The sequence below is a fragment of the Anaerocaecibacter muris genome, assembly GCF_943192945.1.
In the GTDB taxonomy this organism is placed as follows: Bacteria; Bacillota; Clostridia; order Christensenellales; family Pumilibacteraceae; genus Anaerocaecibacter; species Anaerocaecibacter muris.
The window spans coordinates 239,816-262,420 of record NZ_CALPCE010000003.1; the positions used below are offsets into that span (position 1 = coordinate 239,816).

At 43.8% G+C, this 22,605-nt stretch carries 30 protein-coding genes and 1 tRNA gene; 11 read left to right on the top strand and 20 right to left on the bottom strand.

What is annotated here, in order from left to right:
• Nucleotides 1-188: 188 nt before the first annotated feature.
• Complete coding sequence (locus NFR57_RS04165) at nt 189-398, bottom strand: helix-turn-helix domain-containing protein (RefSeq protein ID WP_251182577.1); 210 nt, start codon at nt 396-398, stop codon at nt 189-191.
• Between the two features lie 96 nt (nt 399-494).
• Here NFR57_RS04165 and NFR57_RS04170 point away from each other — a divergent pair, with 96 nt between their 5' ends.
• Complete coding sequence (locus NFR57_RS04170; protein WP_251182578.1) at nt 495-800, top strand: hypothetical protein; 306 nt, start codon at nt 495-497, stop codon at nt 798-800.
• Between the two features lie 91 nt (nt 801-891).
• Here the strand turns inward: NFR57_RS04170 and NFR57_RS04175 are convergent, their stop codons facing one another.
• Together NFR57_RS04175 and NFR57_RS04180 are read right to left on the bottom strand one after the other, a co-directional pair.
• Nucleotides 892-1,551 (bottom strand): MgtC/SapB family protein, encoded by a 660-nt coding sequence (locus tag NFR57_RS04175; RefSeq protein ID WP_251182579.1) that lies wholly within the window; start codon nt 1,549-1,551, stop codon nt 892-894.
• Nucleotides 1,552-1,763: 212 nt separating this feature from the next.
• Complete coding sequence (locus NFR57_RS04180) at nt 1,764-2,336, bottom strand: GrpB family protein (RefSeq protein WP_251182580.1); 573 nt, start codon at nt 2,334-2,336, stop codon at nt 1,764-1,766.
• Nucleotides 2,337-2,727: 391 nt separating this feature from the next.
• Here NFR57_RS04180 and NFR57_RS04185 point away from each other — a divergent pair, with 391 nt between their 5' ends.
• Both NFR57_RS04185 and NFR57_RS04190 read left to right on the top strand, forming a co-directional pair.
• Entirely contained in the window at nt 2,728-3,102 is a 375-nt protein-coding gene (locus NFR57_RS04185; RefSeq protein WP_251182581.1) for a hypothetical protein, read from the top strand.
• Between the two features lie 130 nt (nt 3,103-3,232).
• Nucleotides 3,233-4,084, top strand: a complete 852-nt coding sequence (locus tag NFR57_RS04190; protein ID WP_251182582.1) for a hypothetical protein — start codon at nt 3,233-3,235, stop codon at nt 4,082-4,084.
• Here NFR57_RS04190 and NFR57_RS04195 read toward each other — a convergent pair.
• On the bottom strand, nt 4,064-4,873 hold the full coding sequence (locus NFR57_RS04195; protein ID WP_251182583.1) for a spermine/spermidine synthase domain-containing protein: 810 nt from the start codon (nt 4,871-4,873) through the stop codon (nt 4,064-4,066). The genes NFR57_RS04190 and NFR57_RS04195 overlap by 21 nt on opposite strands.
• Before the next feature lie 507 nt (nt 4,874-5,380).
• Between NFR57_RS04195 and NFR57_RS04200 the strand changes: the two genes are divergently transcribed.
• Nucleotides 5,381-5,623: a helix-turn-helix domain-containing protein gene (locus NFR57_RS04200; protein ID WP_251182584.1), complete on the top strand. Its 243-nt coding sequence runs from the start codon at nt 5,381-5,383 to the stop codon at nt 5,621-5,623.
• 497 nt (nt 5,624-6,120) lie between these two features.
• Here NFR57_RS04200 and NFR57_RS04205 read toward each other — a convergent pair.
• The 3 genes from NFR57_RS04205 to NFR57_RS04215 form a co-directional block, all read right to left on the bottom strand.
• A tRNA-Met gene (locus NFR57_RS04205) sits at nt 6,121-6,197 on the bottom strand.
• 152 nt (nt 6,198-6,349) lie between these two features.
• Entirely contained in the window at nt 6,350-6,652 is a 303-nt protein-coding gene (locus NFR57_RS04210) for a thioredoxin family protein (protein ID WP_251182585.1), read from the bottom strand.
• A gap of 65 nt (nt 6,653-6,717) precedes the next feature.
• A complete protein-coding gene (locus NFR57_RS04215; protein WP_251182586.1) occupies nt 6,718-8,130 on the bottom strand; it encodes a Sapep family Mn(2+)-dependent dipeptidase in 1,413 nt (470 codons plus the stop codon).
• A gap of 116 nt (nt 8,131-8,246) precedes the next feature.
• Here NFR57_RS04215 and gltX point away from each other — a divergent pair, with 116 nt between their 5' ends.
• Together gltX and NFR57_RS04225 are read left to right on the top strand one after the other, a co-directional pair.
• Nucleotides 8,247-9,656, top strand: a complete 1,410-nt coding sequence (gene gltX / locus NFR57_RS04220; protein ID WP_251182587.1) for a glutamate--tRNA ligase — start codon at nt 8,247-8,249, stop codon at nt 9,654-9,656.
• A 27-nt stretch (nt 9,657-9,683) separates the two neighbouring features.
• The gene (locus NFR57_RS04225; RefSeq protein WP_251182588.1) at nt 9,684-10,076 is read left to right on the top strand and encodes a RidA family protein; all 393 of its coding nucleotides are present in this window, start codon (nt 9,684-9,686) and stop codon (nt 10,074-10,076) included.
• Between the two features lie 181 nt (nt 10,077-10,257).
• Here the strand turns inward: NFR57_RS04225 and NFR57_RS04230 are convergent, their stop codons facing one another.
• The 10 genes from NFR57_RS04230 to NFR57_RS04275 all read right to left on the bottom strand — a co-directional run bounded on the left by NFR57_RS04230 (nt 10,258) and on the right by NFR57_RS04275 (nt 16,612).
• Entirely contained in the window at nt 10,258-10,704 is a 447-nt protein-coding gene (locus NFR57_RS04230; protein ID WP_251182589.1) for a DUF6194 family protein, read from the bottom strand.
• Between the two features lie 44 nt (nt 10,705-10,748).
• Nucleotides 10,749-11,084, bottom strand: coding sequence for a hypothetical protein (locus NFR57_RS04235; protein WP_251182590.1), 336 nt, complete (start codon nt 11,082-11,084; stop codon nt 10,749-10,751).
• Nucleotides 11,085-11,094: 10 nt separating this feature from the next.
• Complete coding sequence (locus NFR57_RS04240) at nt 11,095-11,784, bottom strand: hypothetical protein (RefSeq protein ID WP_251182591.1); 690 nt, start codon at nt 11,782-11,784, stop codon at nt 11,095-11,097.
• Nucleotides 11,785-11,851: 67 nt separating this feature from the next.
• Nucleotides 11,852-12,385 carry a hypothetical protein gene (locus NFR57_RS04245; protein WP_251182592.1) on the bottom strand — a complete coding sequence of 178 codons (534 nt, stop codon included), beginning with the start codon at nt 12,383-12,385 and terminating at the stop codon, nt 11,852-11,854.
• 166 nt (nt 12,386-12,551) lie between these two features.
• Nucleotides 12,552-13,193 (bottom strand): Imm5 family immunity protein, encoded by a 642-nt coding sequence (locus NFR57_RS04250; protein ID WP_251182593.1) that lies wholly within the window; start codon nt 13,191-13,193, stop codon nt 12,552-12,554.
• Between the two features lie 56 nt (nt 13,194-13,249).
• Complete coding sequence (locus NFR57_RS04255; protein WP_251182594.1) at nt 13,250-13,744, bottom strand: hypothetical protein; 495 nt, start codon at nt 13,742-13,744, stop codon at nt 13,250-13,252.
• Nucleotides 13,745-13,778: 34 nt separating this feature from the next.
• Nucleotides 13,779-14,693 carry a class I SAM-dependent methyltransferase gene (locus NFR57_RS04260; RefSeq protein ID WP_251182595.1) on the bottom strand — a complete coding sequence of 305 codons (915 nt, stop codon included), beginning with the start codon at nt 14,691-14,693 and terminating at the stop codon, nt 13,779-13,781.
• A gap of 39 nt (nt 14,694-14,732) precedes the next feature.
• Complete coding sequence (locus NFR57_RS04265; RefSeq protein WP_251182596.1) at nt 14,733-15,443, bottom strand: alpha/beta fold hydrolase; 711 nt, start codon at nt 15,441-15,443, stop codon at nt 14,733-14,735.
• A 51-nt stretch (nt 15,444-15,494) separates the two neighbouring features.
• Nucleotides 15,495-16,157, bottom strand: a complete 663-nt coding sequence (locus tag NFR57_RS04270; RefSeq protein ID WP_251182597.1) for a nucleotidyltransferase domain-containing protein — start codon at nt 16,155-16,157, stop codon at nt 15,495-15,497.
• Between the two features lie 137 nt (nt 16,158-16,294).
• Nucleotides 16,295-16,612: a hypothetical protein gene (locus tag NFR57_RS04275; RefSeq protein ID WP_251182598.1), complete on the bottom strand. Its 318-nt coding sequence runs from the start codon at nt 16,610-16,612 to the stop codon at nt 16,295-16,297.
• A gap of 290 nt (nt 16,613-16,902) precedes the next feature.
• On the opposite strand from NFR57_RS04275, the gene NFR57_RS04280 reads away from it, so the two are divergent.
• Complete coding sequence (locus NFR57_RS04280) at nt 16,903-17,307, top strand: sporulation initiation factor Spo0A C-terminal domain-containing protein (RefSeq protein WP_251182599.1); 405 nt, start codon at nt 16,903-16,905, stop codon at nt 17,305-17,307.
• 33 nt (nt 17,308-17,340) lie between these two features.
• On the opposite strand, the gene NFR57_RS04285 is transcribed toward NFR57_RS04280, so the two are convergent.
• Nucleotides 17,341-18,030 (bottom strand): DeoR/GlpR family DNA-binding transcription regulator, encoded by a 690-nt coding sequence (locus NFR57_RS04285; protein WP_251182600.1) that lies wholly within the window; start codon nt 18,028-18,030, stop codon nt 17,341-17,343.
• Nucleotides 18,031-18,157: 127 nt separating this feature from the next.
• Here NFR57_RS04285 and NFR57_RS04290 point away from each other — a divergent pair, with 127 nt between their 5' ends.
• The 4 genes from NFR57_RS04290 (at nt 18,158) to NFR57_RS04305 (ending at nt 20,542) form a co-directional block, all read left to right on the top strand.
• The gene (locus NFR57_RS04290; RefSeq protein ID WP_251182601.1) at nt 18,158-18,943 is read left to right on the top strand and encodes a YgjV family protein; all 786 of its coding nucleotides are present in this window, start codon (nt 18,158-18,160) and stop codon (nt 18,941-18,943) included.
• A 2-nt stretch (nt 18,944-18,945) separates the two neighbouring features.
• Entirely contained in the window at nt 18,946-19,698 is a 753-nt protein-coding gene (locus NFR57_RS04295; RefSeq protein WP_251182602.1) for a glycerophosphodiester phosphodiesterase, read from the top strand.
• A 143-nt stretch (nt 19,699-19,841) separates the two neighbouring features.
• Complete coding sequence (locus NFR57_RS04300; protein WP_251182603.1) at nt 19,842-20,312, top strand: GNAT family N-acetyltransferase; 471 nt, start codon at nt 19,842-19,844, stop codon at nt 20,310-20,312.
• 26 nt (nt 20,313-20,338) lie between these two features.
• Nucleotides 20,339-20,542: a hypothetical protein gene (locus NFR57_RS04305; protein WP_251182604.1), complete on the top strand. Its 204-nt coding sequence runs from the start codon at nt 20,339-20,341 to the stop codon at nt 20,540-20,542.
• A 145-nt stretch (nt 20,543-20,687) separates the two neighbouring features.
• Here the strand turns inward: NFR57_RS04305 and nifU are convergent, their stop codons facing one another.
• Both nifU and nifS read right to left on the bottom strand, forming a co-directional pair.
• Nucleotides 20,688-21,131, bottom strand: coding sequence for a Fe-S cluster assembly scaffold protein NifU (gene nifU, locus NFR57_RS04310; RefSeq protein ID WP_251182605.1), 444 nt, complete (start codon nt 21,129-21,131; stop codon nt 20,688-20,690).
• Between the two features lie 69 nt (nt 21,132-21,200).
• The gene (gene nifS, locus NFR57_RS04315; protein ID WP_275557174.1) at nt 21,201-22,406 is read right to left on the bottom strand and encodes a cysteine desulfurase NifS; all 1,206 of its coding nucleotides are present in this window, start codon (nt 22,404-22,406) and stop codon (nt 21,201-21,203) included.
• Between the last annotated feature and the right edge of the window lie 199 nt (nt 22,407-22,605).

Below are 22,605 nucleotides of genomic sequence, written 5' to 3' on the forward strand. Positions count from 1 at the left end.
TCCGCGCTTCGGTCGAAATGATGGGAAGAAAAACAAAACACGCCTTTATACGCTTTGTCGAAATTATAAGCATAGAGCGTGCGCGCTTTGGTAGAGATAGTGTATATAGAAAAGAAATGCTTTTACCCCCATCATTCCGAGCCTGTCGAGGAATCAAGGCGATCCGCCGCAGGAAGTTAAATATAAATTCACGGCGCGTCTGTTATCCCTAATAAATAATCTGCCGACACATTAAACAAAGTACATATTTTTAAGAAAACAGTAAGCGACGGCAATCGCCTACCGTTTTCATAATGAGAGTAAGCATTGCGCGTCAATCCGAGTGCCAACGAAACCTCATACGCCGACATACCTTTCTCTAAACGCAATTCCTTTAATTTTTGAGATAATTGTTCCACATTTGTATTATATCATATAATTTATATAATAGTTAAAATGACACTTTAAGTGTCATTTTGCTTGACGCGACACTTAAAGTGTGCTATTATTTTAATATGATTGACAATACCGACGATTATCAAATATATCCTATTCCGCCGAGCTGTACAAACTGTCGGCATTTTGCGCAACACTATATAAAATGGGATAAAAAGTTTCATGCGATCATGCAAGGGCATTGTCTTTGTCGGAGAGTGAACGATATTCATTGCCCCGATCGCATAACAAAATGCGACCGCTGGGAATACAACGCAGACTGCCGTAAACAGAAAATTAAATCTATTAAGCAAACTTTGGAAAACATAGAAATTACCGTAAGAATGATAGCCGAAACGCTTACGGACGAAGAACTGTTATCATAAAACAATCGACGAAATTTTTAACTACGTTTTTCGTTCGTATAAAAAACAACCGCTTTGGTTTACTGCAAAGCGGCTGTATGCGTTATGTACTTTATTCGTCGTCGCAACGCTCGACGGAAATAATGAACGGATTGTTTTCCATAATTTCGTTAAGCGTTTGCGAGGAGTATTCCTTGTCGGTTTTGAGTACCGCGTGATATACGGTTTGGTCGCCGTCGCGGGCAATTGACAGACTGTTAAAGTGTTCGGTTTCAAACAGTTCTTTTACCTTATTGCTCTCGTCGCCGACGTTTTTAAACGCTATGCGCACGCGATAGAATTTTTTGGTGCTGAACAGTTTGCAATTTATATGGCAAATGCACTGTACGGCGATTATCAGGATTGTCGCGCCGACAGCGACGACGTACAAGCCCGCGCCCGCCGCCATGCCGACGCCCGCAGTCGCCCATATTCCGGCGGCGGTGGTGAGCCCGTGCATTTTTTGTCCGCGTAGCATGATTATGCCCGCGCCCAAAAAGCCCACGCCCGAAACTATTTGCGCCGCAACGCGCGAAGCGTCCGCATCCATGCCCGCAAACGCGTACTTGCTGACGACCATGATTAACGCCGCGCCCACGCACACGATTGCGTGCGTGCGTATTCCCGCCTCCTTGTAGCGCAGCTTGCGCTCGAACCCTATGGCAAAACCCAGCACAACCGCCACGGCTACGCCTATAAGGTGCATAAGTTCGTTGATAATTATTTCTTTCATGTCCGACCTTCCTACAATGTTTTTTTAACGCCGATAAAAACCCGCGCTCACCGCGCGAAGCCCGCATATAACAATTTATATGTTGCGGTTTCCTACCCCGATAACGATTAGTTAATTATAGCACACATATTTTAAAATTTCAATGCGATTTTTTAAATACTTTTAATTTTTTTAATTAAATTTCGCGCGCCGTAATTATTGTTAAATGCTATTTATTCGGTTTTATCGCGTCGCGCTAAATTCGTGTATTTAGTGACAAACTCGGTTTTTGCCGCAGTGTACGCGTCGCGATCGTGCTCAAACTGCTTCCATAACCGCAATTTAAGTTGTTCGTATTCTCGTGCGACGTCGGGGTGCGCGTTAAGATAGTCGCGGAACAACACCTCGGCTTTTTCGCTTTTGTGCTGTAAATGCAAATGAAAAACGCGCTCGGCAAAACCGTCGGGCGTGTAGCCTTTGTTAAGCGAAATGCGCGCGTCGCCTGCGAACATTATTATATAGCCGTTTCGCGCAAGGGTCGCAGCCACCGATTTTAAATCGCACGAGCTATCGATCTCCGCAAGAATATCTATTATCGGTTTTGCCCAAATGCCGGCGACCGCGGTACTGCCGATGTGATACAAGTCCGTATCGTCGGGCAATAAAGGGATAAGCCGCGCCGCCTCTTGCGCGTACCAATCCGACCACGCTGCATTGTGAGCGGTTAGCATTATCGGAAACAACTGCCAAAGCTCCTCGACAGTCATGTCGCATAATTGTTTTGGCGCGCCGCAAAACTCGGACATTAACGCAAAACTCCTATCGCAATAATAAATAAAGTATAGCCCAAATTTTCCGCCGTGTCAAATCGCAACAAAAAAGAAACAAACCGAAAAGCGTTTGCGGCAAGGGATTGTGAGGGCGTGGCAATAGCAAACAAAAACAAACAATATTCCCAAAGACCGATAATTGCCCGCCGAGTGAAATTTTGATATTCTATTTATAACGACATCAGTCAAGCCGTCCGCCGCAATGCGACGGGCTAAATAAAATCAAAGCCGTTATATTTAAGCCGTATGTGTGTCCTTTACACTTACAAGCAAATATATTCCGCTAATCCGCCGAGCGTCGGGGACATTTTGCGCGCTCGACTGTTTTTGCTTTGAAAAAACTTCAACGAACAAAGGAGAAATACAAATGCCCGATTCGACAATACCGAAATTCCTACTCAACCGAGCCAAAACCATACTGAAAGATATGCGCGTGCCCGAACACTTGCAAGGCTTTACGTTCCTCGCGGAAGCGGCGGCACTGAAAAGCCTGTTCACCTGCCGCCGATACATGCAAATATATACGCACATCGCAAAGGCGCACGACATCTCGAGTAAAACCGTAACCAACTCGATGTCATATGCCCTGGATTGCAACCGCGAAAACATTTGCGCCAATCTCAAAATAAACCTCAACGAGCTATGTTGCAGTCGCGTCATATCCATGGCAGCCCTTCGCCTCGCCCATGCCGACGAACTCCCCACCCCGTCGCCCATCAACCTCGCCAAACCCTATAAATAACCCATAAATATATAGTAACTGAAAATGCTATATTCCAATAAACTTATCCAATATGTAGGATATATTTATAACTTATAACTATTGCCCAAAACAGATTTTCTCCTTACAATAACTAAGGATTATTTGGAGAATGGACAATATAGTTGCATCATTATTAATAGCAGCAGGTCAAACTTTTATAGGCGCTTTGGGAACTATAGGCGCCTGCGTATATAATAAGTTCTACAAAGAGAATTCTTTCGACTGCCCATTGGATTTATGGCATAGAGGTATTAACTCACAAAAACTTGGAGAAAACGATACGGTAAGATTAGATTGTTTAATATCCCCGTATGTACAGTTATTCCCACGAGATCCATTTGAAAATGCAAAAAGATGGAATACTCTTTATGATTTTGAAGGAAAAATCAACTCTCAGCAATACAGTAAACTAGAGTTTTATGCTGGCTCAGACGATACTGTAAGAACAGGTTCTTTGAACGGCGAAACATTGGTTGGTTTATATGCTAGGTACGGTTATATCGGCGAGGGTATTTTAGGGGTTATACCAACAAAATATTTATTGAATAAAATACCGAATTTCTTTAAAGAAGACTTCTTTGGTTGTCGAGTTAGATTAAAGGGTACATTATCTCATTGCCCCACCCAACATAGTTATATAGCGAAAGGAATGTTTTTATCTGCCGGTATAAATTTAGAAACCGATAATTACAGAAATATACCGTATTTGAAGATATCTAATATCGAGCTTTTTAACGATAAACATGCTGCTTGTTCATTATTAGGCTCACCTTGGGCAGCTACAAATCTTTCCAAAGAACCTTTTATAGTCCAATATGGGTATATTAACAATCGTGAAGAACTCGATACTTGCAATAAAAAAATACTCAATTCTCCGCAATGGGATAATGTAGAAGTCTTTTACGACACTTTAAGATGCCCTACGAAAGAATTGAGCTTTTCATCTAATTTCATTAAATAAATTTTTAATAAATGTAGGTATATAGAAATAATATGATAGGTGTTTAGGCGAATACATATTGTATCGGATTATGTTTTTATTCGTTAGAAAATTATTTTGAATCTCGTTAATAGGTTTTTCGATAATATTTTTCAATACACCTTTCTCGCTCCATATTGTTTGCAAATGAAATATCCCAGGATATTCGGGTATTGTTATAAGTGATAGTTTATATGAAATATCCTCATCATTTAATAATTTTAAAGAGTCATGGGTCGTATTGATTTCAAAAATATGTTTATAAATAACATCGGTACATACACCTCTTTCGGAAGCAAAATTTAATAAAAGTTTATAGTAGGACTTATTATGTGATTGGCTTTCTAAGCTAAGATTAAAACAATCATTAACAATCAAGTCGTACTTTCCGGTATGCTCTAATAAAAATGAATGGGCATCTTGTTCTATGTAATGGAATTTAGGATTGCTAATAACATCTTTAACATGCGAATAATACCTTTCCATTAAATCCAATACTGTATGATCATAATCACATAACACAATTTTTTCTATAGTTGGGTATTTTAGTATTTCGTAAGCCGCAAATAAAGAACCCCCGCCGATAATTAATGCAGTCTTTACTTGCGGAATAAAAGCGATTGGTAAATGTACTAGTTGTTCGTGATAAAACTGTTGATAAAATTCTATATGTTGAATTTCACCATTTATAACTAATATTTTTCCTAAGTTTTTATGTAGATATAGTATGATTTGTTGTTTATCGGATTGAAATGATTCTAATATTTCCATATCTTGTAAGTACAAGCTTACGGATTCATTTTCAAAAAAATACATAGTTTCTCCAAATAATCCTTAGTTATTGTAAGATATTTTACCATAAAAATCAGGTGTGTGCAATAATTATATAGGAACACAAATATCAACTTAAAAAATATTTGTACTTTTTTGTATATTTTTGATTTTAATAGACTCGCGAACAAAAACCCCAAAAAAGAAACAAAACAAATATTGGATTGATATATTTTCATTAGATACCGACAGTTCGCTGCTTGTTTCGTCGTCATTATTTAAATCGATGCAACCGACGAACGCAAACGAAACACATACCGCCATTAAAACAGCGCAAAGCATAGTCACAATTTTTTTCATAACGTTTAACTCCTAAATGGGTGATTTATAACCCATATTGTACGCCATATTTATTTAGAAGTCAAGCGATTGGGTGATATTTAACCCATAAATAAATTATCAATAATAATAAACTTAAAGGTGAAATTTCACCCGAGGGGGTTTGCTATGAATATCAGCCAAGCGGTAGCAATAAGGATTAAAGAACTATTACTTGAAAACAATTTAACTCAATATCGGTTAGAGCAAAAGGCTTGCCTATCGCACGATACTGTTAAAAGCATTATGAAAGGCAAAGCAAAAGGCGTTAATTTAAAAACATTGGTTGCAATTGCGGACGGATTCGGAATAACCGTCAGCGAATTTTTAAATTCAGATTTATTTTTATATGATAACTTAAATATGGACTGAAACAAATTTCAATGTTTTAATAATCGAATTTTAATATATATTATAGAAATAAAAGCGCGCACTACTCATACAGTGCCGCTACCACGAAAAAAACACCCTTTCGGGAGTACAACCGGATTGTGCCGCAAAATGCGGCACGGGCTTCGGCTTTGCCGAGCGCCTAACGAACTGCGCGCCGAATTTGTTTTTACGTATTATGGTGTTGTGGTTTTTTATATATTTTCGCCATCATATATAGTTTTTTGCGGCGCGCTACTCATACAGTGCCGCTACCACGAAAAAAACACCCTTTCGGGTGTACAACTGGATTGTGCCGCAAAATGCGGCACGGGCTTCGGCTTTGCCGAGCGCCTAACGAACTGCGCGCCGAATCTGTTTCCACGTATTATATGTTGTAGTTTTTTATATATTTTCGCTATCATATATAGTTTTTTGCGGCGCGCTACTCATACAGTGCCGCTACCACGAAAAAAACACCCTTTCGGGTGTCTTTTTCGTGGTAGCGGCAACTGGATTCGAACCAGTGACCAATCGGGTATGAACCGAGTACTCTAGCCAGCTGAGCTATGCCGCCACAGTAGAAACTATTATAGCAAAGTTTGTTGCGTTTGGCAAGGATTTTTGACTATATTTTTTTATTTAAACGCATAAATTAAGCGCGCAACATCTCGACGCGACGGCTGTTCTTTTCCGTCGCGTCGTTTTTGTCGCTTAATTCAGCTTATCCTACATGCCGAACGCTTTTTTTATTTCCGCCGCGCTTGTCAATCCGACAAAACGTTCCACGACAACACCGTCCTCGAAAAGCACGAGCGTCGGGATACTGCTCACCTGAAAATCCATAGGCAACGTGTCGTCAACGTCCACGTCTATCTTAACAAGTTTTATATCGGTCGTGTTCGCCAAGTCCTCGACAATCGGGGCTTGCGCACGGCACGGACCGCACCAGCCCGCCCAGAAATCGACAAGCGTTTTGCCGCTCGAAGTTATTGCATTAAATTCTTCCGCAGTAGGATTGAGTTTTATCATGATTCCAATCTCCTTAATTGTATTTATTTTAGTATTTGTTCTCTCGCCGTTTTTACACCCGACTCTTACAAATCGGCAAGTTCGATCGCCGCAGCGAGATAAATTTCGTAGTTTTTAAACAGTTGCGCGATCGGGAAATTCTCGTCGGCGCGGTGCATGTTTATATCTATATCGACAGGTGTACAGCCGAACGCGACGGCATTGGGCAATTCCCGAGCATACGTTCCGCCGCCGACTTTCAGCGGCGCGGTCATATCGCCCGTAAGTTTGCGATAAACCTTTAGCAAAGTCTTAATGAGCGGCGCGTCCTCCTCGATATACAAGTTCCCGTGATAATCGCGCACATGCGCTTTACAGCCCGTCGCCTTTTCCAAATGTTCCGCGACAAATTCCGCAGTCACGCCGAGCGGCAGTCGGAAGTCTATCAACAGTTCCAGCTCGCCGTTTACCATGCGCGCCTGCGACAGGCACATGGACAAATCGCCGCTTTTGGGGTCGTTCACGTAAATTCCGAGCTTACTGCTCGCCAGCGGCGTGCACAGATACCCGCTTATTTTTTCCAAATATTTCGACCCGATAACGTTATTAAACGCCGCGAGCGCGCCGAGCGTTTTCCACAACGCGTTATCGCCTTTTTCGGGTGTGGACGCATGCTCCGCCGTGCCGTTAGCGGTGACAGTAACGCACTCGCCGTTGGTGATTTCGTAATCGGAAAAAGCATTGCCCGCCGACACGATATACTCCGCGAGCGGCGCGGTCTTAAACACGTCCGCCGTCGGCGCGCCGCCGCAAAGCTCTTTTAACGCGTTGTCGAGCGCACTGCCCTTTATTATCTTAAAACTCGATTTATCGGGCACGGCGTTCGCGCACTCCGCGCCGTCAATATAAGAAATATTTTCGGCGAGCTTGTCGTCCGCAAACTTCAAAATTATATGCGCGATACCCTTTTCGCTGTTGATAACGGGGAATTCCGAATCGGGCACAAACGACATTGCGGGCACCTCGCCGCCCTTTTCGAGGTAGCGTCGAATACACGAACTGCCGCGCTCCTCATCCGCGCCGACGATTAGCCGAACGCGTCGCTTTAATTTTTGCTTGGATTCGGCGAGCGTTTTGAGCGCGTGCAAGCACACGACCACCGCGCCTTTATCGTCGCCAACACCCCTGCCGTAAACCTTGCCGTTCTCCTCGACCATCTTAAACGGGTCGGTAGCCCAACCGTTGCCGGCGGGCACGACGTCGAGGTGTCCGAGAATCCCGACGCACTCTTTGCCCTCCCCGACCTCGGCATACGCGCACGCGCCGTCGATAAGCTCCGCTTTAAGCCCGTAAGCTCGGGCTTTTGCTACAAACCATTCGAGCGCGCGCAAGCACTGCTTGCCGTAAGGCGCGCCGTCTTCGGGCGTGGAGAACACGCTGGGTATGGCAATAACTTCCGCCAAATCGTCGAGGATTCGGCGCGTCAACATTTCGTCCATAATAACTTCCTTATTCGCTTGCGTTTTGCGCTGAAAAGCATTAAAATTATATCATGACGGGACAAGCGTTGTCAAGCGCGCCGTCAACGCGATACGACAAAAAGGAGAACTGACACATGGTACGCACACGTTTTGCGCCCAGCCCGACGGGGTATCTTCATATCGGCGGGTTGCGCACCGCGCTCTACGCCTATCTTTTCGCCAAAAAGCACGACGGGAAATTCATACTCCGCATAGAGGACACCGACCAAACCCGCGAAGTCGAGGGCGCGGTCGATATTATAATTTCCGCGCTCGACAAGGCGGGTATTCATTACGACGAAGGTCCTATCGTCGGCGGCGAATACGGTCCGTATGTGCAGTCGCAACGCAAAGACATATATTTGAAGTACGCGCAAAAACTGCTCGACAGCGGCGACGCGTATTGCTGTTTTTGCACGAAAGAACGGCTTGCCGAAATGCACGAAAAAGGCGCGACCAAGTACGACAAGAGCTGTTTGCATTTGTCCAAAGCGGAAGTGCAAGAACGCATTGCGCGCGGCGAGCCTTACGTTATTCGTCAAAATATTCCCGAGAGCGGAACTTCCACCTATCACGACGAAGTGTTCGGCGACGTCACGGTCGATTTCAAAGACCTCGAGGACAATATTCTTATCAAGTCCGACGGCATGCCGACTTACAACTTTGCAAACGTAATCGACGATCATCTGATGGGCATAACCCACTGTATTCGCGGCGTGGAATATTTGATGTCCACCCCCAAATACAACCTGTTGTACGACGCGTTGGGCTGGGAACGCCCCGTGTATATTCACTTGCAACCGATAATGCGCGACAGCCAACACAAATTGAGCAAGCGCGACGGCGACGCGGGCTTCGAGGACTTTTTGCGCAAGGGCTTTTTACCGCACACGATCGTCAATTATATAGCGCTCCTCGGCTGGAATCCCAAGGACAACAACGAAAAAATGTCCATGAACGAGCTTGTCGAAAAATTTTCGATAGAGGGCTTGCAAAAATCGTCCTCGATTTTCGACGAAGTAAAAATGCGCTGGCTCAATTCGCTGTATATAAAAGAAATGCCCGCCGCACAGTTCCACGCCGCGGCGACGCCGTTCTACAACGAATACTATCCGAACAGAAACATAGACTATGCGTATCTATCGGAACTGTTGCAATCGCGCGTCGAAACCCTGTCCGACATAAAAGACCGCGCTGCGTTCTTGGACGCGTTCGACAACTTCGACAAAGAACTGTTTGTCAATAAAAAATGGAAGACCACTATCGACATGGCGCGCGAGCTGATAGACGATTGTATCGCTTGTACAAACGCCGACGACCTAAATGCCGCGCTCGACGCGCTTGCCGAGCGCAAGGCTCTTAAAAAAGGTCAAGTGCTGTGGATATACAGAATAGCGGTGACGGGCGCGGCGGCGACCCCCGGCGGCGGCGCGGAAATGGTGCGGCTGTTCGGAAAAACCGAAGCGTTGCGCAGACTTGAAGCAGTCAAAAACATGCTCGGTTAAACTATATATAAATAAAGGGAGAACATTATGCGCAAAACCGAAATAGCGACCGAAAACGCGCCCCAAGCGATAGGTCCGTACTCACAGGCGATTGCCGTCGGCAAAACGCTGTACTGCTCGGGGCAAATCCCAATAAATCCCGCAACGGGCAATATAGAAAGTACGGATATAACGGAGCAAACGCACCGCGCATTGAACAACGTGCACGCCGTTCTCGCGGCGGCGGGCGCGGATATGAACGACGTCGTAAAGACGACGGTGTACTTGACCGACCTTAACGATTTTGCAACCGTAAATGCGATATACGGCGAATATTTTGAAAAGCCCTACCCCGCGCGCAGTTGCGTACAGGTCGCGGCTTTGCCTAAAAACGCCAAAATCGAAATCGAGGTCACGGCGAGATTGCGCGACAAACTTTAATACAAACCATATTTATATAAAGAAACTTTTTAAAAAACGCACCGTTTAAAGGGAACTTCACGTAGGGAATTGAAAAAACTAATATTTTATTGATACGCTTTCAGATTATAAAAAAAGCACTCGAACATTTTATTCGAGTGTTTTTGCTAAACTTTATTAGAAAGATAAATTGAAATTTATCTTACTTCCTTTTAGAATATTTTTCCTTTGCGTACTCATAAGCCTCTTGAATTAACGGCTTTAATCTTTCAAAGGTTGTATCGGACGGGTTGAGCGCACATACCCAACTCATCCAAGCGTAAACGGGGTGTGGCAATATTTTATCGGTTTTCGCAAAGTCATACGGCATATCTACAATACCACCTTTGGGCGGACGAGCAGGAACAGAGCCAAACATATTTATAAAAGTGTTTTTGCGAATACCTATATTAACGCGGTAAATTTTTTCTCTGTTCAAATCCGAACTCTTATCATTGTCACCGTCTTTCTCTTTGACGGTCAAAACATAAATTCCGCGTTTTAGCGTATTGTTCGGATTATAGAAAATTCCACGCTCGCCCCAACTGCTTACTAAAACCGTATCGGGTAGATTATCAAGACAGTATTTAAGTATATCGTTAGGTTGCATTTTATATATTCCTCTTTATACAAATTGAAATTTATAAGACTTGTTCAGTTTTTATATATTATAATTGTGCAATCTTTTTCAAAACGAAAATTCGCCCATTTTCTTCCTATTTGCCGCACAAAATAGTTTTCATCGTTCGGAAATATCTGTTTCGTCATAAATCGCAACAGGTTTAGCGCATCGGCAGATTCGTTCAACACGATTTCACGCGTACTCCATCCGTCTGTTACAGGCGAATATATTTCGTGAATCATATCATAAAACAACTCTTTTCCGTTGATTGGTATTTTTCTTATTAAGTCCGCCCTTCTGTCGCAGTTGAGCATACTTTTTAACAGTTCATACTGTTTGCCGTCAAGCGTTATTTCATATGTTTCCATTTTACGCTCCTTATTTGACCAATTTATTTAACAAAGAAACCAACTTTTTATAAGTAATATTATATTCTTCCAATACGCCGGCTTTCAAATCTTCGTACAAAGCCGCGCCATCTTCATCTGTTTGTTTATCCAAATCCGCCTTTGATTTAATGCCGCGGTTTTGTAAAATATCTATGACGGCTTGTTTCAGCGGTACGGACTTATTGAGAACTTTTTTGTAAATTTCGGGATAAGCGGAAATCGCGTCTTTATTCCCTTTTTTCTTATATTCGATTAAAATATTGAGAATCATTCGCAAATTTTCGCGGTTCGCAGTTTCGGCAAAGTTCAAAAGCGGCGATAGCTTTGTATCCTGCGGAATATCCAAAAACCAAATACTTGTTAATATACTGCCGATAGTCCAATAATCGGTTTCGGTAAAAAGTTCGTTCAATAAAAACAAAAAACCTTTTTCGTCAAAATTATTACTTAATATTTTTGCATATATAAACCGTGCGGATCTACGCACTTCACGTTCCCCGTCGCTTTCGCCACGGTGTTCGTCGATAATCTGCTCCAATATAGGCAACAAAGCGGTATCGCTTAATTTTTCCGCTTCACGCTTTGCTTTCCAAGACTCCATTTCCCTACTAACCCTGATTTCGGGTTCAGGCGGGGTATTCATTCTTTCAATCAAATTTTCCAACTGCGTTTTATTCATAACTTTTTCCGAATTTACGTTTTTGACATCATATTAAGAAATTCTGTCCCATCCAAAAACAAATTTACTACATCCCAGCACCGAATTCCTCGATTATGGGGCTCCAAAACCCATCTAAATCCGCAAGCGCGGTAGGGTCAATGTCCATAACCACTTGCCGCAAAACATGTTCTGCATTTTCACGACATTTCTCAAATTCCTCCTCCAAAATCTGTTGCCGCAAAACCTGTTCTGCCCTTTCGCGGTGCTCTTTGGATTCCTCCCAATCGGCTTTCTCGGGGTAAGGTGTCGTTTCAACGGCTTCCTGGTATGATTCCATAATCATCATAAATTGTGGGAAACTCGCAGCACAATAAACGACCAGACAATACCCATCCAGATCGCCAACATAAACACGTCCATTCTCCAACACCATCAAAAACATTCCGCCGTCCGGCCACCGGTCTTCCGCCACGACAGCAAAAGAGAGACCATCCGGTTTCTTGTCCAGTGTTCCGCCCCAGAGTGCATCTGGGGATAAAAATGTAAATTCCCCTAACATTGTTCCTGGTGATGGAAGAAATCCCCTAACCATTTGAATAATGGTTTTCACTTTATCCAATCTTGCAGCTCTCCTTGTTTTTCGTTTTAAGTAATTCGGCTTTGTATGAAATAAAATATTTTTCGGCTTGGGATATATCATCGAATTCTTTCAATTTTTCGCCGAATTTAAGTGCAATTATTAAACTGTGTTCAGACATATTGTTGTTTTCCTTTATTTATTGTGTTTACTCCTTTATATATTTTTCAGAAAAAATGTAGTTTTTCAAGCCCGCAATTTTTGCGGCTTCTTCCAAATACCATACCCAAAATTCCATTTCACGTATAACGCATTTACCGTCGTCGCCGTCGGTGTAAGTATACGCAACACACGCTTCTTTTGCCGCATCTCTTTCGTATGCGTCTATATCATCATCCGTCAAGTCGCTGTCCCACGGCTCTAAATATGACTCGTCTTCCAAAGCCACGACCATTGCATCCCAAGCGGCGACAGCGGCGGAACCGACACTACCCCGCGAATCGACAGCGTTCATAAAAGCGTCAATAGTGGATTGTTTCCGTTCTGCCCGCAATTCTTTAACCTTAATTTTGCCGTCTAAGTAAGCAAGGCTCTTTTCAATTAAATTTTGCGGACTATTGTTGTCGGGGTAGACAGAACACCACATAGGCATTACTTTTTGCGCACATGCAAGCGCAAGGTACGCACGCTTTTTAAGCGGTTCCGTCAATGAACGCGGCTTTAACGAATCGCGTTTGCGCGGTTCGAGTGAACCCATAGTCTGCCAAATTTTTCGCCGTGCGGTCAGACTGAGTTTTCCGCTTTCCGCAATTTCTTTTTCAGCTTGTCTGAATACTTCGATACAATCCATAATATTATTCTCCGAATTTTTTATTGTGGCATATAGCGCATATTAATTCAACACGGTCAATCTTCCATATCGGAAAACGGAATTTTTCCGTGAAGCTCAACGGCGCGCCGACCTGTCGGCGTTCCGTCGTCATTGATTTCCATAAGGCGCATCTTTTTTATTTTTGAACAATCTATCTCGTCAAACACGTCTGCGCATTCTGCGCACTCCTGGTCGCCGAGTTGGTACAAAATGCACTCGACGGCTTCTTGCACTCTTTCAAACGCAAACTTTTCTATGCTTTCTATCGAAGCGCCTTCTTTTATCAAAGCGGATACTTCGGGAAATCTTTCGTCAAGCTCGCCCTGCTCTTGATATTTTTTTATCATATCAGCAAAGCCGCCCCTATGAAATTCAAGGTGGTCGCTAATCGGCTTCAAAAAGCGGAAAGAGGGAAGAACGGCAAAATATTCGTTTTCCTGTTTCAATTCCCACCTCGCCCATTCTTTTTGCAGACCGAATTTTTCCATTACGGTCAACTTTTCTTCAAAAGTCATTTCTTTATCTTTCATATTCATCTCCTGATGTTTCTTATAGATAATCTCATTATATCACTTTTGATGCTGTTTTGCAAATCTCCGTTACATGCGGCTTAATTCCGCGCAATACCATAGTTACCGATACGGTCGTATCCCATTGCTTTTCGTTGTTGTCATATTGATTGATGCGGGTATCGTACTTATTATTTACAATGCGTTTCATTTCGGTTATTTCTCGATTTGAAAAGCATTCGGGCATAGAATAAGCAACCGATTCTATCGATTCGATAGCCGCATACCTGTCGGCGTTGATTATCGCACGGGCAAATTCGGGCGCAGTATCGGGATTATCGGGCGTTAAATTTGCTATCACATATCCCGTTTTAACGCTCTTAAATCCGTACCGTTCCATAACGGCAGGCAGTTCCGCCTCGTTCAGATAATATTTACCCACGCCGTATTTTTCAACGGCGTTATCGAATTGTTCCGCTTTTTGCCAAAACTCTTTTTCGTAATCGCTTTGCGCATAGCAATCGGGCGCAACCGTTATACCTTTACGCGAAGAAAGCACAAGGCAAACGCCGTTCGGTTTCAATACGCGCAGTTGCTCTTTGTAAAATACGGAATGTTCTATATGCTCGCAAACGGTGTTTGAAATCACAACGTCAAAACTCTCATTTGCAAACGGTAATGCGGCAATATCGGCTTCGATAAAAGTTACGCTTTTTTCGTGTTCTTTTGCAAAGCGTATAAATTCGCCGTCGCGGTCAATGGCGATTATCTCGGCGTTTGGATACCAACGTGCGAGCGAGCCTGCAAGCGCACCCGAACCGCAACCTATTTCAAGAATTTTCAGTTGCTTCGTTTCGTCTAAACCGAATAACTCTTTGTACTCGTTTGAAAATTTGTCGTCAAACCGCAACTTGCGACTGTAATACAATGTTTTTGCGCCTTGTATATATTTTGACCATATAGTATTCATAGTTTTACTTGTGTTTGTATTCGTTTGATTTATCTTACTTTATAGAATAAATTGTTTAGCCCACTCAACGGGATTTTCTCGATAAAATCCGCAATGTCCGTAACCTTTCATCTTACGGATATTATACTTTTTTAACCTAACCTTGCACAAACGGGCAATATCCTTACTGCCGTAAATGAACGTAATTTTATTCTTTTCGTTTTGCGGTAAGTTATAAACTCTTGTGTCAAAACAACTTCCTACAAGGCTGTTTAGACTTTCCTGCGAAACAATTGGCGCAATATTCTTTTGGTATTCTCCCATACCGTTAAAATACTTATTTAATTCTTTGGCTGCATCATATTTGCCCGATTTAATTCTTTTTAAGCATTTAGTATAACTTTTAAGATAATGGTTCTTTACAATTTTCGGAAAATTAAACAGCGGCGCGCTGTCGATAACTGCTTTTTCAATCATTTCTACGTTATTACAAAAAAACTCATAAGCAATGTTTCCGCCCAAAGAAAATCCTGCAACCGCATAAAGGGACGTAATGTAATTTTCAGACAAAAACTCTTTGATTTGTCTAATCTCGTCATCAGTAGATATAAACGTAGAGTTTTCGTAATGCCCCGACAACGTAGGCACGATAACATAATAGTCATTTGCAAGCAACGGCATTATAGGCGCAAAAAAATCTGCGCTTGTAAATAAAGTATGAATCAGCAAAACCGCCTTATTATTTTTGTCGCCAAATGTTTGAAATCTCATTTTATAATACCTTGTATATTCTTTTTTAATTTCGCTACGTTAAATTGAAAATTATCTTTCTTTGTACCCTACAATAATCGTTTTTGCCCAATTCAGTAGCAACTCCGACATTTCCTCAAACTTCACGCTTGCACCGTTCTTTAACTCTTGTACATTTGTTAGTACGGCAGACGGCGGAGTGATTGCATTTTGCAATTCAGCCTTTGATTTGATATATTTACCCGTTTCGTAAAACCATACCGCTTGCAAAACAAAGGCAGCCGACTTATACAATGAGCGCAGTATATCGTCGCTTTTCTCGTGGACAAAATTGTGAACGCAGGCGTGATATATATTGCACGCTCCAATGCGTATAGCACGCTTTACGGTTTGTTTATCTATCTTTTCAAGTAAACAATCAAGCGAGCCTTTAATTGGCGTTGTATCATAATAGAATTGGAAAAGGTCGCTCGTTTCCCAATTAAGAAGTTCATTTTTACCCGAAATAAAACCGCAAATCAAATCTCTATTCGGCAATGTATCAAGCATATCGCGATAGACTTTCAAATCGTCTATACGCAGTACGTCGAGAATAACCACAACATCAATATCGCTCGTTTCCGTTGCTTCGCCTCTGCCGTAACTGCCTTGCATTCCTATAAACCATACGCGGTTGGGAAAAGTTTGCTCGACTTTTTCTGTAAACGATGTTATCCAAGTTTTTATATCAACCATAATCGCTCCTTTTGTATTTATAAATTATAGCATAAAATCAACCGTTTTTCAAGTAATGAGGGGCACTATTCAAGTTTAGCTAACACAAAAAAGCCGAGAGTCTACAATAGTTTCTCGGCTTTTGCTTTACATTGAATTTAGGCTGTTTTAATTCTGATTTTAATTATTATGTCCATTTGAACGCTCAAACCCATCAAATACGGATTATCGTCCACCCCTCCCGACATATTCGGATTGTTTTCGATTATTCTATCCTTTATCCTTTCGCGGTTGTTATCGAAATCGTCCAATAACTCCAAATCATCCGCATCGAGAAATGCGCGTATACTCTGTTTGCTCCCATCAATAGGCGTGAGTTTATATTCGCTATTTTCCGCATTTTTATTTTTATATTCTATACTTAACAGTTTCCCGTCGTGAATCGCGCGCAAGATTTCTCTACAAACATTTTTCATAAAATATAATCCTCCTCCCGCGCTGTCGCCCGACAAATAACAATTATTTTATACATTATAACCGACAATTCGCGTCTTATCAATATTTTTATAGCAAACGCGCTATCGAGTAAGATTTACTTATATAGTAATCAAGCTAAAACATCGTCAAACCCCGTACAAAAAGTATGGGAAAAAGTAAAACGAAAAAAATTTAAAAAATTTTCAAAAAACATCGCCAAAATGCATGACTTAAAACGTCTATATATACGGAGGGGGAAATTTACTTATGATTACGGGAGTTTTTTTCTATGACTGATTCCAATGACTTCGTCAAAATTGCGCGCTTCGCTCAAGCTATTTTACAGCGTTGCTCCGTTCCCACCAACCTCGACGGCTTTACTTACATTTCAGAAGCCGTTGCTTTTCAGCTCTTACACAATCCAAAACGCTGGCATATCCTGTACGACTTGGTTGCCGAAAAGCACGACATTCCTCGCCACTGCGTCAATCGCGCTATCAATTACTTGATTCACACCCATTGCGAGGACGTCAAAGTCAACTTCGGCTTGACCGACAAAACCATGTCGCCCTCCGGCATTATTTCTTCCATTGCTCTCTACATAGAGCACAACTATTTAAATCCAGTCGACATTTCGCTCGACTCCGACACTGACGTTGACGTCGCCGCCGATGTCGCCGCGACAACCGATTGACGGTCAGTCCGCTATAAATCAAATCGGATATAATCAAATGACGATTATATCCGACGCTTCTTCCGCTCGGCACACCGTGAACGGGAATTTTTTGTGTTGTTTGCTTCCGTCGAACAGAAACAGGTTTGTCGCACTGTTGAGCATAGCCGCGCGGCGCACTTCGGTTTGCGCCTCGTCGCTGTCGCTTATTACTCCGTCGTCCGAAATGCCCTGCGCCGAAAAAACGGACAAATCGGGATTTATTCCGCTTAACACCCGCTCCGCCTCGCGCCCCACCGTGCACATATCGCGCTCGACAAACCGCCCGCCCGTCGCAATACACGAAATATGGTATTTTGCCGCCGTCAACAGGCACAGCACCGAATTGGTGACGACCGTAATATTTTTGTATTCGGCAAGCAACGGGATAATATACAAACCCGTAGACGAACTGTCTATAAACACGGTCATGCCGTCGCGCAAATACTTTTTCGCGCGCTTGGACAGCATATCTTTTTCCTTGTTGTGCAACAGCCTGCGATCCTCCACGGGCAAAAGATCGTCGTTGCGCGCCAGCGCGCCGCCGTTGTACCGCCGGACATATCCCAGTTTTTCCATTTCTTTAAGGTCGCGCCGCACCGTCATTTCGCTCACGTAAAACTTTTCCGCCAGCTTTTTGACAGAAACGCGACTGTTTTTCTTTATGAACTCCGCCATTTCCGCTTGCCTATCGTTTAACACCATACCGATTTGCCGTCCTTTTTTGTGCGCGCAAATGTTCGTTTATAAACATATCGAACAAATATTTACAACGCGTCAATAATGTTGTATCATATATGCGCAGAGTGCGCAAGCGTTTTACATAACTTTTATGCGCAAAGCGCGCCTGACGTTTCGGACGGCGGCAATGGGATTTTTTTCGAGTATAACGGCTTTCGACGTTTTGATTGAAGCGATCGGGATTTTGGGAATAATAGCGAGTATAATATCGTTCCAGTGCAAAAAGCACAGCCGATTGCTTTTGTTCCGCTCCGCCAACGAATCGCTGTTCGCCTTGCAGTACGGCTTGCTCGGCGCATACACGGGCATGGCAATGAACGTTATCGGCGTGGTGCGCAACGTAGTGTTTACCGAACTGGTCAAGCGCAAAAAGAGCACTGTGCCCGCGCGCATAGCGTTCGGCGCGGTATTCGTAGTTTTTGTAGCGGTCACCTGGGCGGGGTTTAAAAGCCTGTTGAGCGGGACTGCCAAAGTAATCTCGACATTCGCATACGGCAGTACCAACTTTGCGCTCACCCGCGTGCTGATATTCATAACAAGCACAAGCTGGTTTGTTTACAACCTACTTGTCAAATCGTATGCGGGTTGCGCGTGCGAACTGCTTACGATAGGCTCGATTATCGTTTCGCTTATCAGATACAAATCCGACAAAAAGAAACTCGCCGTTGCAACCGCCGACGCCGCGGCAACAGATACGACGACCGACGGCACGGCAAATAACTATACAGCGACCGCCGACACGGCAGATACGGCGACCGACGAAACAACGCTCGACGATACTGCGACCGACGAAACGATTGTCGCGCAAACCGCCGACGCAACGACCGACGGACAAAACATTATCGAAAACGTCACAGACGAACAAAAGGAGAATTGAACATGAAATTCGACGCGCCCAAAGGCATAGTAATCGCAGGACACCGCGGCAATCCCGCGCTCTATCCCGAAAACACATTACAATCGTTTGCTTCGGCAATCGACTGCGGCGTGGACATGATAGAAACGGACATACGCATAACGAAAGACGGCGAGCTTGTGCTAATGCACGACGCGGACGTAAAGCGCACGACCGACGGTTGCGGGCTTGTGCGCGATTTGAGTCTTAAACAGTTAAAGACTTTAAATGCGGGCAACGGGCAGAGCATACCCACGCTTATCGAATTTTTGGAGTTGTGCAAGCCGCATAAAAAATTGCTGTACGATTTGGAAATAAAGGTGTACAAAGAAGAAGACGGCGCGGACGCAGTCGCCTATGCCGTCGATAAAACGGCGCAAGCGGCGGACGAATACGGAATAAGCGACCGCGTTATTATTAACAGCTTCGACGCTTACGTGCTCGAATACACGCGCAAAAAATACGGCAGAAAATTTTTGATACACGGCTACTACCCTTACGGAATTTTAGGCAAAAACATGAGCGTAAATCCCGACGCATATCTCGACTATGCGTGCTATTGGGCGCAAGGCGAACAAGCTAAACGTACCTGCGAATATTTGCTGTCGCGCGGAATTGCGCCGTGCACCGGCTCCGACACGACGCGTCAAGGCTTTATCGACGCGGTAAAGTACGGTTGCGCAATGTTCACCGAGAACGACCCGAAAACCGTTTTGGCGTGGCGCGACGAACTGTAATCCGAAACACGCAATAAAAAACCGCCTTTGCGGTGTATTTCATAGGGTTAAAAAAGCAAGGAAAGATAATTATTGCTCCCCTTGCTTTTTTATTATTATTTTGATATAATGTAACTACGATAAACAGTAATTTAGAGGTGTATATGGACGAAATTTCTCTCCGTATAATGACAAGGGAGCTTTGTCATCAGTTATACAGAGATTGGGGAAACGACCCTTCGATTTATATGGATATGAGTTTGTTTACAGCATACAAATATGATGAAAACGCCGTAAATAAATATTTTGAAACAAAACAAAATCCATCTCGCATTCTGTTTGCAATAATGAAAAGTGGAAAACCGATTGGAGAGTTGCAATTAAAAGACATAAATCAAACAAGTCGGGAGTGTACATTGAGCATCCATTTGCAAAATGATACAGTGAAAGGTAAAGGATATGGCACACGTGCAGAGCAGTTGGCAATACAATATGCCTTTGAAGTGTTGAATATGGTTGCTGTAAATGCTGATACGATTATAAAAAATACTCGTAGTCAACACGTGCTTGAAAAAGTTGGATTTAAGTTTATCAGAGAAGAATACGGTTTCAAATATTATAGATTAGAACGGTAAATTACAATTTTGCGAGGCGTTAAAAAATGAGTAAATATGAGCCGTTATGGAAGTATTTAGAGGATAATAATAAAGAAAAATATATATTATCTTATGAAGAAATCAAGAACATTTTAGGGTTTGAAATAAATCATTCGTTTTTGACTTATAAGAAAGAGGCAAAAGAATATGGTTATGAAGTCGGCAAAATATCAATGAAAGAAAGGACAGTAATTTTTAACAGGTTATAACTATAAATTTCAATTTAGCGTCCCTAACTTAAAAAGTATAGCCCACTACACTTCGTTCACGAAAGTTAGTGGGCTATTTGTTTTTCCACAAGGAAGTCCCTATAACAGACACCCCTTACGGGCGTTTTTTTATTGTACTTATTTATTATTCGTCGTCGCCGTGCGCGTGTTCGTCCTCGCCCGTCGGGTCGGGGAACATTGCCTTGTCGTATTCTATTCCGTTTTTGTCGTAATAGTCTTTTATAGCAGATCGTATAGCTTCCTCGGCAAGCACCGAGCAGTGCAGTTTGTGCGCGGGCAGACCGTCCAACGCCTCCGCAACCGCCTTATTTGTAAGTTCCAACGCCTGCGAAATGGGCTTGCCCTTTATCATTTCGGTAGCCATAGACGAACTTGCAATCGCGCTTCCGCAACCGAACGTATTAAACTTAACGTCGGTAATAACGTCGTTCTCGACCTTGATATATATTTTCATGATGTCGCCGCAACGCGCGTTGCCCACCTCGCCTATTCCGTCGGCGTCGTCGAGTTTTCCCACATTGCGCGGATTTTTAAAGTGATCCATAACTTTTTCGCTGTATAGCGCCATAATTACTCCTTTTGTAAAAGTTGATTTACGATTATTTATTTCAAGCAATTGCGCTCGCTTGTATATATTTTAAATCAGATGTTTTCTTTCGCCTTTTTCGAGAGCTTCCCAAACGGGCGACATGTTGCGCAAATACTCCACCACCTGCGGCACCGCCTCGATTATCGCGTCGATCTCGCTTTCGGTGTTGTATTCGGACAGGCTTATGCGCAACGACCCGTGCGCCACTTCGTGCGGAAGTCCCAGCGCAAGCAGGACGTGCGACGGGTCGAGCGAACCCGACGTGCAAGCCGATCCGCTGGACGCGCATATACCCTTGTCGTCGAGCAAAAGCAACAGCCCCTCGCCCTCGATACCCTCGAAGCACATATTGACAATGTTGGGCAAGCGGTTGTGCTTATCGCCGTTGAGCTTGGAGTGCGGCACGCGCGACAGTTCGCGGATAAGTTTATCGCACAGCGCGCGTTCCTTTTTCGCGTTTTCCTCCATATGCTCGCACGCGTCGTCGAGCGCCGCCGCCATGGACGCAATGCCGGCTATGTTTTCCGTGCCGGCGCGGCGCCCGCGTTCCTGCGCGCCGCCCTCTATAAACGCGTTTAGCGGCACGCCCCGCCGCACGTACAACGCGCCCACGCCCTTTGCGCCGTGAAACTTGTGCGCCGACAGCGACAGCATATCGATGTTCATAGCCTTTACGTCAATGGGCACATGCCCCACAGCCTGCACCGCGTCGGTGTGAAAAACCACGCCCGCGGTGCGGCACGCCGCGCCTATTTCGGCAACGGGCTGAACGGTGCCTATTTCGTTGTTAGCAAACATAACGGTCACGAGCGCGGTATCGGGACGTATCGCCGCCCGCACCTGTTCCGCAGTGACTATTCCGTTTTCGTGCACGTCCAAATACGTGACCTCGAACCCCTCGCGCTCCAACTTTTTAAGCGTGTGCAAAACCGCATGGTGCTCGAACGCAGTGGACACGATATGCTTTTTACCGCGCTTTGCGCCGTTTGCCGCCGCCGAACGAATAGCCTGATTATCGGATTCGCTCCCGCCCGAAGTAAAGTATATTTCCTTTGGCTCGGCGTTGAGCCGCGCCGCTATGCGCGCGCGCGCGTCGTCCAACGCTTCTTTTGCGACCTGCCCCGCCGTGTGCAACGACGACGGATTGGCGTACACTTCCTTTAAATACGGAACCGCCGCGTTGATAGCGGCATCGCTCATGGCGGTGGTCGCCGCGTTATCTACATATATGGTTTTATTCGCGTTCGTTTTCAAATCGTTAATTCCTATGAGTTTAGTATGAATTACTGTAAAAATATTATAAGCCTTGGCGACGAATTTGTCAATTAAATTAACGGCATGAAACAAATAAAAGTGCGACCGCTGTCTTTTTTTCGCAATGAAACTCCCCCGGCGAAGCCGGGGGTTTCTCATATGCGGGCAAAAGCCCTAAATTGTTACTAGCCGCGCCTAA

What these genes read in the sequence shown, in the direction of transcription:
- NFR57_RS04170 (WP_251182578.1), top strand. Translation starts at nt 495, where the DNA reads ATGATTGACAATACCGACGATTATCAAATATATCCTATTCCGCCGAGC.
- NFR57_RS04175 (WP_251182579.1), bottom strand. Translation starts at nt 1,551, where the DNA reads ATGAAAGAAATAATTATCAACGAACTTATGCACCTTATAGGCGTAGCC.
- NFR57_RS04180 (WP_251182580.1), bottom strand. Translation starts at nt 2,336, where the DNA reads ATGTCCGAGTTTTGCGGCGCGCCAAAACAATTATGCGACATGACTGTC.
- NFR57_RS04185 (WP_251182581.1), top strand. Translation starts at nt 2,728, where the DNA reads ATGCCCGATTCGACAATACCGAAATTCCTACTCAACCGAGCCAAAACC.
- NFR57_RS04190 (WP_251182582.1), top strand. Translation starts at nt 3,233, where the DNA reads ATGGACAATATAGTTGCATCATTATTAATAGCAGCAGGTCAAACTTTT.
- NFR57_RS04195 (WP_251182583.1), bottom strand. Translation starts at nt 4,873, where the DNA reads ATGGAAATATTAGAATCATTTCAATCCGATAAACAACAAATCATACTA.
- NFR57_RS04200 (WP_251182584.1), top strand. Translation starts at nt 5,381, where the DNA reads ATGAATATCAGCCAAGCGGTAGCAATAAGGATTAAAGAACTATTACTT.
- NFR57_RS04210 (WP_251182585.1), bottom strand. Translation starts at nt 6,652, where the DNA reads ATGATAAAACTCAATCCTACTGCGGAAGAATTTAATGCAATAACTTCG.
- NFR57_RS04215 (WP_251182586.1), bottom strand. Translation starts at nt 8,130, where the DNA reads ATGGACGAAATGTTGACGCGCCGAATCCTCGACGATTTGGCGGAAGTT.
- gltX (WP_251182587.1), top strand. Translation starts at nt 8,247, where the DNA reads ATGGTACGCACACGTTTTGCGCCCAGCCCGACGGGGTATCTTCATATC.
- NFR57_RS04225 (WP_251182588.1), top strand. Translation starts at nt 9,684, where the DNA reads ATGCGCAAAACCGAAATAGCGACCGAAAACGCGCCCCAAGCGATAGGT.
- NFR57_RS04230 (WP_251182589.1), bottom strand. Translation starts at nt 10,704, where the DNA reads ATGCAACCTAACGATATACTTAAATACTGTCTTGATAATCTACCCGAT.
- NFR57_RS04235 (WP_251182590.1), bottom strand. Translation starts at nt 11,084, where the DNA reads ATGGAAACATATGAAATAACGCTTGACGGCAAACAGTATGAACTGTTA.
- NFR57_RS04240 (WP_251182591.1), bottom strand. Translation starts at nt 11,784, where the DNA reads ATGAATAAAACGCAGTTGGAAAATTTGATTGAAAGAATGAATACCCCG.
- NFR57_RS04250 (WP_251182593.1), bottom strand. Translation starts at nt 13,193, where the DNA reads ATGGATTGTATCGAAGTATTCAGACAAGCTGAAAAAGAAATTGCGGAA.
- NFR57_RS04255 (WP_251182594.1), bottom strand. Translation starts at nt 13,744, where the DNA reads ATGAAAGATAAAGAAATGACTTTTGAAGAAAAGTTGACCGTAATGGAA.
- NFR57_RS04260 (WP_251182595.1), bottom strand. Translation starts at nt 14,693, where the DNA reads ATGAATACTATATGGTCAAAATATATACAAGGCGCAAAAACATTGTAT.
- NFR57_RS04265 (WP_251182596.1), bottom strand. Translation starts at nt 15,443, where the DNA reads ATGAGATTTCAAACATTTGGCGACAAAAATAATAAGGCGGTTTTGCTG.
- NFR57_RS04270 (WP_251182597.1), bottom strand. Translation starts at nt 16,157, where the DNA reads ATGGTTGATATAAAAACTTGGATAACATCGTTTACAGAAAAAGTCGAG.
- NFR57_RS04275 (WP_251182598.1), bottom strand. Translation starts at nt 16,612, where the DNA reads ATGAAAAATGTTTGTAGAGAAATCTTGCGCGCGATTCACGACGGGAAA.
- NFR57_RS04280 (WP_251182599.1), top strand. Translation starts at nt 16,903, where the DNA reads ATGACTGATTCCAATGACTTCGTCAAAATTGCGCGCTTCGCTCAAGCT.
- NFR57_RS04285 (WP_251182600.1), bottom strand. Translation starts at nt 18,030, where the DNA reads ATGGTGTTAAACGATAGGCAAGCGGAAATGGCGGAGTTCATAAAGAAA.
- NFR57_RS04290 (WP_251182601.1), top strand. Translation starts at nt 18,158, where the DNA reads ATGCGCAAAGCGCGCCTGACGTTTCGGACGGCGGCAATGGGATTTTTT.
- NFR57_RS04295 (WP_251182602.1), top strand. Translation starts at nt 18,946, where the DNA reads ATGAAATTCGACGCGCCCAAAGGCATAGTAATCGCAGGACACCGCGGC.
- NFR57_RS04300 (WP_251182603.1), top strand. Translation starts at nt 19,842, where the DNA reads ATGGACGAAATTTCTCTCCGTATAATGACAAGGGAGCTTTGTCATCAG.
- NFR57_RS04305 (WP_251182604.1), top strand. Translation starts at nt 20,339, where the DNA reads ATGAGTAAATATGAGCCGTTATGGAAGTATTTAGAGGATAATAATAAA.
- nifU (WP_251182605.1), bottom strand. Translation starts at nt 21,131, where the DNA reads ATGGCGCTATACAGCGAAAAAGTTATGGATCACTTTAAAAATCCGCGC.